Source organism: Rickettsia endosymbiont of Culicoides newsteadi (assembly GCF_002259525.1).
Classification (GTDB): Bacteria; Pseudomonadota; Alphaproteobacteria; order Rickettsiales; family Rickettsiaceae; genus Tisiphia.
The window spans coordinates 1-11875 of the sequence record NZ_MWZE01000035.1 but is presented as its reverse complement, the minus strand read 5'-3'; the positions used below and the strand labels follow the sequence as shown (position 1 = coordinate 11875).

Below are 11875 nucleotides of genomic sequence, written 5' to 3'. Positions count from 1 at the left end.
AAAAAAACATTTATCACAGGCATTAACTCCTTGCAACTCCTATATCTCCTTTATTTTTTCTTATCCCTTATCCCGAATTGACGTAATTTATGATTAGTGTTAAGAAAGATAATAATGTATATTTATTTTGCTAGTTTTCATATTTAGCAATTAAATTTTAAAAATTATATAAAAGTATTTTTATGGAGTGTATAAATGATAAAAAAAAATAGATTAGACTTTCTGTATAAGGCAATTACTATTGTAGGAGTGCTATTACTAAGCTCATATAGTATAGCAAATACTACGTCACCCACAATGTCAAATGCCAAACAAACTAATATTAATAGTACTACTGTTAATAACGATAATGAATTACAAAAAATTATTGATGAGTTCGGTTCTTATGCTGCAGGAATTTCAGCAGAACTGAGGGAAGAAATAAAACAATATCGAATAGAAGTTGCTAAAATTAACGCTCATAAACGCGAATTATATAAAAAAATCTCACAAGAAGCTCAAAAATATCTTGCTAAAGAACGAGAATATAAAAAAAGAATTTCAGATTTGAAAAAAGATCAAGAAAATCCTAGCTCTACTGAAAAAAAATAATGCTTTATCAACAATTTCAGCAAAATATTGAGCAGCTAATTGGCAATAGACCTCCGAGGTCTTTTGCCTTAGCTGTTTCTGGGGGGTCTGATTCCATAGCCCTTTTAATGTTAACACATAAATGGGTCAGCACTAATAGTATTAGTGAAAATATTAGTATGGTTGTGATGTTAGTTGACCATCATTTGCGGGAACAATCTAAGCTAGAGCATGAGTATGTTCGGGATTTAAGCCGTAAATTGGGGTATGACTACCATCTACTTCACTTCAATCACCAAAATAATTTTTCTAATTTACAAGCAAGGGCAAGAGAAGGGCGTTATCAATTAATGACCGATTTATGTAAAAAATTAGATATATTGACAATTTTGACAGCCCATCATTTGGATGATTATATAGAAAATTATTGTCTGAGATTAGAAAAAAAAAGTAGCATATTTGGACTTAGTGGTAGCCCTATTAATTGGTATAATAATGTTAAAATAGTGAGACCATTGTTTAACATACCAAAACAACGGTTAGTAACGTATTTAATTGCCAATAATATAAAATGGTTTGAAGATGAATCGAATAAATCCGACAAATACCAACGAAATATTATTAGAAAAAAATTATCTCAACAAGGAGAATATGTAAAAAATCAAATAATTTCTGAGCAATCTACAATTAACCAATTAGTAGAAGAAAAATTGCAACCTGAATTAATCGCTTGCATTGCCGAATCAGTAAAAATTTATCAATTCGGTTTTGCTACTATAAATTTATTACAGATTACAGGATTTTCTAGCGAAATAATACTACAGTTAATTAGTTTTGTCCTTATCATTATTAGCGGTAAAAATCGTAGTAGTAGATCAGAGCCAATAAGGATAATAGTGATATTATTACAACAACAAATGAATTTTACTAAAACATTACATGGTTGTGTGATAAAAAAAATTAATAATAATTTAATAATTTGCCGGGAATTTGGCAGAAGTTTGCCGATGGACATTAAACTTAACAATATAGATATTTGGGATGGTAGATTCCGTTTTACAGGAAGCTTTGCAAATAATTCAGGCTACTTAGTAAGTAATTTAACGATCAAGGATTATAGTAAAATAAGAAAAGATTTAGATTTAACAATACTAAAAGAGACAAGTTTCAATAACCATGTTGCTATTTTATTCACTCTACCAGTAGTCAAGATACTTGAAAAAGTTATAGCCATACCCCATATATCCTACTATAATGATGAGGGGTTGAGTAAGGGGCTTGACGTTTCTTTTTCTCCAAATTTTGTATCGCGTTTTACGCATTTCTGTTAGGTGAGTTGTAGATGAATAATCAAGGTAAGAATGTTCTAATTTGGGTATCGATTTTTGTTTTAATGGCGCTTGTTTTTCATGCATTTCAAAATGATGGTTTTATTGGAGGAAAGAGTAATATTTCTTTCTCAGATTTTTTAACCAAAATTGATGAAAAAGCAGTTAGTTCTGTTAAAATTCAGGGTAGAATAATCGATGGAAATCTAAGTGATGGAACAGCTTTTTCAACTTATGCTCCTGACTATCCAGATTTAATAAACCGTCTAAGTAGTAACGGTGTATATATTGAAGTAATACCTCCTGATACCAAAATGAACCTATTGTTTAGCATATTCATTTCGTGGTTCCCAATGATTTTGTTGATAGGTGGCTGGATATTTTTCATGCGTCAAATGCAAGGCGGTGGGAAAGCTATGGGTTTTGGCAAATCTAAAGCCAAGCTAGTTTCAGATAAGGGACCAAAAGTTACTTTTAAAGATGTTGCTGGTATTGATGAAGCTAAAGAAGAATTAACTGAAATTGTTGATTTTCTTAGAGATCCAAGCAAATTCCAGAAACTTGGTGGTAAAATCCCCAAAGGCTGTTTATTAATAGGATCGCCTGGAACAGGTAAAACTCTGTTAGCAAGAGCTATAGCAGGTGAGGCAAATGTTCCGTTCTTTAGTATTTCTGGTTCTGATTTTGTTGAAATGTTTGTTGGTGTGGGTGCAAGCCGTGTACGTGATATGTTCGAACAAGGGAAGCGTAATGCCCCTTGCATAATCTTTATTGACGAAATAGATGCTGTAGGTCGTCACAGAGGTATTGGCATGGGCGGTGGTAACGATGAACGTGAACAAACATTGAATCAGATGTTAGTTGAAATGGATGGGTTTGAAGATAATGAAGGAGTAGTGATTATTGCGGCAACTAACAGACCTGATGTACTTGACACTGCCTTACTAAGACCCGGAAGGTTTGATCGTCAAATTACTGTACCTAATCCAGATATTGATGGTAGAGAACAAATTTTACAAGTACATTTGAAGAAGATAAAATGTGCTAAGAATATAATACCTAGAACCATAGCTAGAGGAACTCCTGGATTCTCAGGGGCAGAGCTTGCTAATCTTGTTAACGAATCGGCATTAATTGCTGCTCGTAAAGGCAAAAAAGAAGTTGATATGCTGGAATTAGAGGAAGCAAAAGATAAGGTGTTAATGGGCGTGGAAAGACGTTCTATGATTATGTCAGATGAGCAGAAAAAACTAACTGCCTATCATGAAGGTGGGCATGCATTAGTTGGGCTTTACTGCCCAGCTTCTGATCCAATTCATAAAGCAACTATTATTCCAAGAGGTAAAGCACTTGGTATGGTAATGAGATTACCTGAAAATGATCGGTTTTCTATACAGCGTGATAAAATGGAAGCTGACATAGCGGTAGCAATGGCAGGCAGAGTAGCTGAAGAACTTATTTTTGGTAAAGACAAAGTTACTTCTGGTGCTTCTTCTGATATTAAAATGGCAACCAGAATGGCTAGAGCTATGGTAACTGATTGGGGGCTAAGTGATGCAATAGGGCCTGTATATCATGGCTCAAGCAATGAAGATATGTATGCTAGTGGTAGGGGGGAAGGTCATACTTCTGTACATACCGCAGAATTAATTGATAGGGAAGTGAAAAATTTTGTTGAAAAAGGTTACGATTTAGCAAAAAATATACTAACTGAGCATATTAGTGAACTCCATCTATTAGCCAAAATATTAATTGAGCATGAAACATTGTCAGGGCAACAGATTAAAAACTTGCTTAGTGGTAGAGCTATGAATTCAGAAGAGGCAAATTTATTTCCAATGAGCAATGATGATAATGGTACTATAAAAATTAAAAAACCAAGTCGGAAAAAAGACTTGTAGAGTGGGGAATAGATATGGCAGAACTTAGATTACCACCTAATTCTAAAGTCGGTAAAGGTATAGTACATAAATATTCTGGGAAAGCGGCTAAGCTACGTAATGTTAGGATTTATAGGTATGATCCAGATTCTGAGGAAAACCCGAGAATTGATATTTACGAGTTAGATCTAGACAAAACAGGTCCAATGGTTCTAGATGCCTTAATTAAAATAAAAAATGAAATAGATTCTACTTTGACTTTCAGACGCTCTTGTCGTGAAGGGATTTGTGGTAGTTGTGCAATGAATATAGATGGAACTAATACACTTGCCTGCATTAAGCCTATTGAAGAAATTTGTGGTGATATTAAGATATATCCCTTACCACATATGAAAGTAGTAAAAGATTTAGTACCTGATATGTCGCATTTTTATGCTCAATATGAATCGATAGAACCTTGGCTAAAAACTGATACTCTTCCTCCTTCCAATAGTGAAAGATTACAGTCGCTTAAGGATAGAGAAAAATTAGATGGGCTATATGAATGTATATTATGTGCATGTTGTTCCACCTCCTGCCCAAGCTATTGGTGGAATGGTGATAAATATTTAGGTCCTGCGATTTTACTACAAGCTTATCGATGGATTGCTGATTCTAGGGATGAGTATACTGGAGAGCGTTTAGATGCTTTAGAAGATCCGTTTAAGCTATATCGTTGTCATACAATTATGAACTGTACCAAAACTTGTCCAAAAGGTTTAAATCCAGCTAAAGCTATTGCAGAGATAAAAAGCCAAATAATACAACGTCATGGAGTATAAAATAGAACTTTTTTATTGAATTACTCACTTACGCATAACACCCATGACAATTTAAAGATTCCGGAAAAGTACAAGACGTTATTGCGAGGGACTGCTTTAGTAGCGACGAAACCATTATAAGTTAAAAGTATGATATCCATTTTTCTGTCACCCCTGCATAAACAGGGATATAGATTCCCGCCTACGCGGGAATGACAAAGGAACGAATTATGGATTGCCTCCTATAGTCAATTCAGGGGAATTGGGTAGCAGGAGCGATGGAGCGACGCCTATAAGTAATAGGCGAGATTGAGCAACGACGTCACAAACTTCTCATCAATTGACTATTCTATGATAGTACCTATGCTGCGGGGTATAGAGGTAATTTTATTATAGAATGGGAATTGATGGATGGTGATATATCCAGTACACTAAGAATTTCAACAAGAGCTTTGGTAAGATCCTGAATCATTTTATCGGTATGGTTGGGTGTTGGAATGATTCTTAAGCGTTCTGTACCACGTGGTACTGTTGGAAAGTTGATATGCTGAACATAAATATTATAATCATTCAACAACATATTAGAGGCTTGTTTGGCTTTAATTGGGTCGCCAATAATTATTGGTATAATATGGCTATCATTCTTAAAATAATTCACTTTAGCTTGATCAAAAGATTTTTTTACCTTGGCTATTACCTTTTGATAAGTTTCCCTTTCTATATTAGAATTTTTTAAATGACGAATACTTGCAGTTGCTGCCGAAGCGATAATTGGCGGTAAAGAGGTGGTGAATATAAAACCTGGAGCCGTAAGTCTTATAGAATCGATAATCTGACTATCAGCTGCAATATAGCCGCCAATAACGCCGTAAGCCTTGCCAAGGGTTCCCTGGATAATATTAATTTTATCAGCACAACCTTGAAGATCGGCAATACCAGCACCATGCTTGCCATATAGACCCACTGTATGTACTTCGTCAATAAAAGTTAAAGCATTATATTTTTTAGCTAAATTCACTATTTTTTCTATTGGAGAAAATAATCCGTCCATAGAATAAGCGGATTCAAAAACAATAATCTTTGGTCTATTAATATCTACCTTTTTAAGTAGTTCTTCAAGATGTTGAACATCAATATGTCGATAAATATGTTTTTCAGCTTTTGAGTTACATATACCAGAAATAATAGAAGCGTGATTTAACTCATCTGAGAAAAAAACTATATTAGGCATTATTTTTGCTAGTGTTGCAAGGGTGGTATCATTGGCAACATAACCGGAAGTAAAGACTAAAGCTGATTCTTTATTATGTAAGGTTGCTAGTTCTTGTTCTAATTCTATTATACAGCTATTATTGCCGCCTATATTTCTTGTGCCACCAGAGCCAATGCCATATTTGGCTATAGCCTCTAGAGCAGCTTTGGTAACATCTGGGTGCTTACTCATTCCAAGATAATCATTAATACACCACATGACAATTTCTTTATCAACATACCAAGCGGACGGGAAATTATCTGCCTGCCTTTGAACAGGAACAAATTCACGGTATCTGCCTTCTTGTTTAATTCTAGTTATGTGATTATCAAATATATTATTATAGTTAAACATTATATTAACCTCAATTGCCAGTTGCTAGGAGACCGCCTCCTAGACAAACAAAAAATTATAGAAATTTACTATTTTCATCAAAAATATGAAAACAATTTTTCCAATATTAGTGAGCATTCACGGAAAAAGAGTTAAAGTACAAAACGTCATTGCCAAGAGGCGTAGCCGACGAAGCAATCCATTCCTGAGCATTTTTTGGATTGCCGCATCGCCGCAAAGCGGCTCCTCACAATGACAGCATGGGGTGCTTATTCGGCACTAATTCCAGTTAATTCACTATATCTATAAATATAACAGATTTTTTTGCTACACTAATAGTTGTTTTTATTATTTTTGCGGTATTACTTATTTTTTTCATTCCCTAACTCAGTAACTACTATTACCCATTCTTTAAAGGGCTTATTCTTATCCCAAATTAATAGATTATATTAAGCTATCAATAGACCTCTTGCAAAACTCGCTTATGCTGAGGAATTTGAAGGAGACGCGGAACGCAGAACCGCAGCGTACTCTAGCGTACGTGAGGATTCGAGTACCGCATCGACAATTACCAGCAGAAGTAGAGTTTTGCAGGAGGTCTAATTATGTACGTCCAAATAATCGCTCAATATCTTTGAGTTTGAGTTCAATGTAAGTTGGTCTACCATGATTACATTGACCTGAAAAAGGGGTTTTCTCCATTTGCCTTAACAATTCATTCATTTCTTCAGAAGATAATTTACGACCTGCTCTGATAGAATAATGACATGCATATGTTTCTGTAACATGTTCAATCAATTGAATCAAGGAAATATTTTCGCCAAGATCAGATAAATTATCTGCTAAGTCTTGAATAAGTTGGCTTATATTGATATCTCCTAATAGGCTTGGAGCCTCTGATACAATGATGGATCGCTCGCCAAATTTTTCTATGCTTAAACCTAATTTAGAAAGGTCTGCCTTCTTATTATATAATAAATCGGCTCTTTTGACATCTGGTAATTCTACTATCTCAGGTATCAGTAATCTCTGCTTAATTAGCCCATTATTACTTATCGTCTGTTTAATTTTTTCATATCCCAAACGTTCATGGGCTGCATGTTGATCTACGATAACAATACTATCTGCTGTTTGTGATATTATATAAGTACCGTGCAATTGTGCTCTTGCCGCTCCGAGTAACCCATTGTTACAATCGCTATGGGTATAGTCAATTGATGAGAAGTTGGTGACGTCGTCACTCATCGCTCGCCTATTACTTATAGGCGTCGCTCCATCGCTCCTAGCATCAACTTCTCCTGAATTGACTATAGAGTCCTCTACTACCTCTACTTTAGCATGAGGTTCAGTCTTTATTAATGGCTGTTGAATATTAGAACTATTTTGGTTGGATTTAGGGAGAGTTAAATTTTGGGCTCGATAAGTACTGCTATTATCAGATACGCTCAAATTATGTGGAGTTAAATTATCCGGATATATTTTTTTTGAAGAGCTAGGACTTTTTTGTAATGGTATATTTGTTTTAACCGCATTATTAGTAGTTGCTGTATTTCGAAAAAGACCTAAGGCAGTTGTGGCAATATTCGTTGAAACCATATGACTTTTCGTGGCAAGGGCATCCTTGATAGAGCTTACCAGTAATCCCCGTATGGTATTTGGATCGTGAAACCTTACTTCTGTTTTGGCAGGGTGAACATTAACGTCAACCATTTGGGGATCTATTTGTAGAAACAAAACTGAAACTGGGTGTCTATCCCGAGCTAAGTAATCCTGATATGCTACTCTTAAAGCGATTTGTAGTAATTTATCCTTAACCGGCCTATTATTAACAAATAAAAATTGATCCTCAGCAGAAGCTCTATTAAAGGTAGGAATACTAGTAAAGCCATATACTGAAATTTCTGGTCTTTGTAGATTAATATGAACCGAATTTTCAATAAAATCAGAACCTACTATATCAATTATTCTTTGCTTTAGAATTTCGTCAAAATTACCATCTTGTCCTTTTACTTTTAGAATATTTTTACCATCATGAGATAAATTAATACTGATTTTAGGATGAGCTAATGCAATTTTCTTTATTACATCTAATGAAGCTGCAAATTCGGTTTTATCATATCTTAAGAACTTTAATCTTGCAGGAGTAGCAAAGAATAAATCTCGTATTTCAATCTTAGTACCTTCGTTGTGAATGGTAGGCTTACTTCCTTTATTAATCCCACCACTAATTTGCATCTGATATGCTCTATCAGCTCCACGTGCCTTTGAAGTAATTAGCATCTTACTTACAGATCCTATAGAAGGTAATGCCTCTCCGCGAAAGCCAAAAGTGTGAATATTTAATAAATCTAGCTCATCAAGTTTAGAAGTAGTATGACGCTCTATGGCAATATTTAGGTCATCCTCAGACATACCTATTCCATTATCAGAAATAACAATAAGATTTTTGCCTGCTTGCTCAAGCATTATATCTATCTTAGTGCTAGCTGCATCAATAGCATTCTCAACTAGTTCTTTTACCACCGAAGCTGGTCGTTCAATTACCTCTCCAGCAGCGATACGATTTATAGTGCTATCTGATAGGAGTTTTATCTTCATTACTTAATTAACACAAATTTTTTACTACAATAAGGACACATAATAGAACCTTTGGTTGAATCAATTTCCAAATAAATTCTTGGATGATCATAAGGCGACTCTCTGCCAGAACATGATATTGATGTAGAGATAGTCTCAATAATTTCTACATTTTGCATAAAATTAAAGCTATATGAGAGTTTTTAGGATGATATCATTATAAAACATAAGTTGCATTTATTCAAAATAAAAATTAGGTAGATTAATGAAAGATTAAATTACTCATGTATAGATCTACCCAATAATGCAAGAAAAAAAAATAATACTTGACAGAAAAAAAAGCAAATGCAGTCATGTATTCGACTTGAAGCACAACAAAGTGCTTCAGCCCTGATGGAATTCGCTAACTTACTTTGTCTTATTTACCATCAATATTATCATTTCTCTAGCCCAATTATTAGAACCACCACATGCTTCCATGCCTACTAATGATTTTGGTTGGTTAGCCATAAAATCTAAAAACTTCTCCCTTGTTAATTTTTTCCATATTTATCTACTGCATGAAGATGAAAAATATTTTTTGCTAAATCTATTCCTATTGTGTTATATTCCATTTTGGGTCTCCCTATTGTTGTTTTAATATATTAAATCTAGAAGAATAACCATTAATATTCATTCTGTATATAGGGTAGATCCATACCATTACCTTACGCATAAACCACATGACAATTTAAAAATTTCGGAAAAGTATAAAACGTCATTGCGAGCGAACGTATGTGAGCGTGGCAATCCACATATAGATTGCTTCGTCGCTACTAAAGTAGCTTCTCGCAATGATGCCAAGCTATTTTCTATATGACTTTTAAATGCCATGCGTAAGCTGAGAATTTAATTTATCGTTCAAGATGCCGATCTGAAGAATGGCTTCTTTGCAAATTTTTCTGATGAACATTATTCTCTTTTTGCAATAAATCTGACGTAGATTTACTTTTTCGTAATTGTTCTATAACTGCAGGAGTTACTATTTCTTCAGCAGATTTCTTGGCAGCATTCATAGATTTGGTTAATGAATTGTCACCTTTAACTTCAGGTTGTTCATAAAAAGGATCATTTGCCCTACCTAAATCTCTTAAAAAGCTTAGCGTGCCTTTTGCCGCTGATATCAGTCTGTTACTACTTTTTGTCTTTTCTTTAGTTTCAGTTTCTTGTTCATTAGATTTTTCTTCAAGCTTATTTACTGTTGCATGAAGCATATCTCGTTTTTGCTCATCGGTTAATTTTCTATAATTTTTGTCGAGCCTTATTTCAGTTAAAGCTTCTTGATACACATCAAATTTATTTTGTTTTTGCTCATCAGTTAACTTGAAATAATCTTTATCTCGCATCAACTCAGTCAGAGCAGTAGTTTGAATATGTTGTTTTTGTACAATCTTACGCAACTCTTGTAAATTATGATAATCTGCAACATCACTCTTATGTAGTTCGTTATTAATATTAATTTTAAATGCTGTAACAAGATCAGCTGATTGTTTTTCAGTTAAACCTGAGGTAATCAAAGTAATCGCTGAAGCTGTACCAGATTTAATCGCTGCAGCAATCTTAGCAGGATTACCAGTGCTAGCTGCAATTATATTGGATGCTAAAGTAGCTGCGTCCTGAATATTCTCCATAAAAAACTTACTTGTATTAAATGCCAGTTCTGCTTTGGAAGATATGTAGTGATAATGTTTATTTTCTTCTGGGACAGATGTTGGGACGTTTAATTTATTACCCAATAGCTGGGCTAGCTTGGGATCCAGTTCTAATAAATATTGTTGTTTACTTATATCTCCTCGATTTTGCATTAATAGATCATTTTCTTGGGCAAGTTTACGAATCTTTCTTGTTTTAATAGCATCAGCTACCATACCTCCAGCTACCCCAGCTAATGTTATTGCTGCCATGGCTAAGGCTGCAGGGGGGGATATCCCAGTTAATACTACTATTGCAAGCGTTGCCGTAATAGTCCGGCTTACAGCACTACCGAGTGCAATTTTGGCTAATTTTGTATTTAACAGCCAATCTATAGCCTTGAAAGCCTTGGTCTTTTTTGTCCACTCCCAAGCAGAAATTATGTAAGAGATAGCTCTTTTTATTTTTGATTCTGTCTTTATTTCTTTATTTTTTTGTTCTAAAGATTTTAGAAATTCATTTGAAATTCTAATCTCATTTGTTTTAATCGACTTTAATTTCTCACTTTGTTCTTGCTCAATTATCGACAAATCATCCTTACTTCTTACCGATTTTGCAGCAGAAGTAGTTTTTAACTTATTGATACGTCCAAGCTCTATATCGTCAAGGCTTTTGATAATTCTTGCTTTTCTTTCTTTTGGTTGAATTATTTGATTATCTACCGAATTACTTAGAGTTTCATCTATAGGAGATACTTTTAATTCATTCGGCTTCTCTTTAACGCTAGGAGTATCAATAGTAGATTCGTCAATTGTAGCGTTATTTGTTTCTGAATCTTTAAGATTCTCAAACGACGTAGATTCTTTTTCGTTATGTATCATATATATCACACTCTAAATAAAATTAAAGACTGATTCTATAGCTAAATTTCCAATTCACAAACGTCTATAATCAATTGATGAGTTGGTAACGCCTTCACTCGTCATACATATGGGCGTTTTTCCATCGTTCCTATGAGGCAAGTTAGGTTTTTTCGTATCAATTGATAAGGCGTGTAATCCACTAGTTAGCTCATCTGCTAAAAGATTGTTAATCATTTTATGTTGTTCTAGCAAGCTTTTTCCTATAAAAGCTGCTGAAAAAATTTTAACCCTAAAATGGCTCTCAGTAGTTCCACCAGTATGGCTGGCATGTTTGGAACTTTCATCAACTATTTCACAATAATGTGGTTTTAACACATCTAATTTGCTTTTTATTCTATTTATTTTGCTCATAATTTTATAATATAAAATTTTTACTTGTATCATTCTACTAGGATTTTAGTATTTACGTCAATTCGGGATAAGGGATAAGAAAAAATAAAGGAGATATAGGAGTTGCAAGGAGTTAATGCCTAGATTGTTTATCCCGCTTAATATTCTTATGCATTTGTTATTTGGCGAGGAAACAGGTACTTATTTTATT

9 protein-coding genes and 3 pseudogenes are annotated in these 11875 nt (G+C 34.1%); 6 read left to right on the top strand and 6 right to left on the bottom strand.

What is annotated here, in order from left to right; genetic code table 11:
* Positions 1-195: 195 nt before the first annotated feature.
* Genes RiCNE_RS08410 through RiCNE_RS03625 form a run of 4 tightly spaced genes read left to right on the top strand, consistent with a single transcriptional unit; the run spans position 196 to position 4599 of the window.
* Positions 196-591 (top strand): hypothetical protein, encoded by a 396-nt coding sequence (locus RiCNE_RS08410; RefSeq protein ID WP_094649260.1) that lies wholly within the window; start codon positions 196-198, stop codon positions 589-591.
* Complete coding sequence (gene tilS / locus RiCNE_RS03635; protein ID WP_094649259.1) at positions 591-1901, top strand: tRNA lysidine(34) synthetase TilS; 1311 nt, start codon at positions 591-593, stop codon at positions 1899-1901. Before RiCNE_RS08410 ends, tilS begins: the two co-directional genes overlap by 1 nt.
* An 11-nt stretch (positions 1902-1912) precedes the next feature.
* The gene (gene ftsH / locus RiCNE_RS03630) at positions 1913-3799 is read left to right on the top strand and encodes an ATP-dependent zinc metalloprotease FtsH (protein ID WP_094649258.1); all 1887 of its coding nucleotides are present in this window, start codon (positions 1913-1915) and stop codon (positions 3797-3799) included.
* A 14-nt stretch (positions 3800-3813) separates the two neighbouring features.
* Complete coding sequence (locus tag RiCNE_RS03625; protein WP_094649257.1) at positions 3814-4599, top strand: succinate dehydrogenase iron-sulfur subunit; 786 nt, start codon at positions 3814-3816, stop codon at positions 4597-4599.
* Positions 4600-4939: 340 nt separating this feature from the next.
* On the opposite strand, the gene hemA is transcribed toward RiCNE_RS03625, so the two are convergent.
* Positions 4940-6184 carry a 5-aminolevulinate synthase gene (gene hemA, locus RiCNE_RS03620; RefSeq protein ID WP_094649256.1) on the bottom strand — a complete coding sequence of 415 codons (1245 nt, stop codon included), beginning with the start codon at positions 6182-6184 and terminating at the stop codon, positions 4940-4942.
* Positions 6185-6619: 435 nt separating this feature from the next.
* Between hemA and RiCNE_RS08405 the strand changes: the two genes are divergently transcribed.
* Complete coding sequence (locus RiCNE_RS08405; protein ID WP_094649262.1) at positions 6620-6766, top strand: palindromic element RPE1 domain-containing protein; 147 nt, start codon at positions 6620-6622, stop codon at positions 6764-6766.
* Here RiCNE_RS08405 and mutL read toward each other — a convergent pair whose 3' ends face one another.
* From mutL to RiCNE_RS03595, 5 genes and pseudogenes are all read right to left on the bottom strand, one after another.
* On the bottom strand, positions 6767-8761 hold the full coding sequence (gene mutL, locus RiCNE_RS03610) for a DNA mismatch repair endonuclease MutL (RefSeq protein WP_094649255.1): 1995 nt from the start codon (positions 8759-8761) through the stop codon (positions 6767-6769). It abuts the gene before it with no gap.
* The gene (locus RiCNE_RS03605; RefSeq protein ID WP_094649254.1) at positions 8761-8919 is read right to left on the bottom strand and encodes a zinc-finger domain-containing protein; all 159 of its coding nucleotides are present in this window, start codon (positions 8917-8919) and stop codon (positions 8761-8763) included. The genes mutL and RiCNE_RS03605 overlap by 1 nt, the downstream gene beginning before the upstream one ends.
* A 259-nt stretch (positions 8920-9178) precedes the next feature.
* Positions 9179-9354: pseudogene (locus tag RiCNE_RS08480) on the bottom strand (IS110 family transposase); the annotation flags it as partial.
* Positions 9355-9633: 279 nt separating this feature from the next.
* On the bottom strand, positions 9634-11292 hold the full coding sequence (locus RiCNE_RS03600; RefSeq protein ID WP_094649253.1) for a hypothetical protein: 1659 nt from the start codon (positions 11290-11292) through the stop codon (positions 9634-9636).
* 156 nt (positions 11293-11448) lie between these two features.
* Positions 11449-11685 (bottom strand): annotated as a pseudogene (locus RiCNE_RS03595) (BolA family protein); the annotation flags it as partial.
* Positions 11686-11779: 94 nt separating this feature from the next.
* Here RiCNE_RS03595 and RiCNE_RS08570 point away from each other — a divergent pair.
* A pseudogene (locus RiCNE_RS08570) lies at positions 11780-11875 on the top strand (IS982 family transposase); the annotation flags it as partial.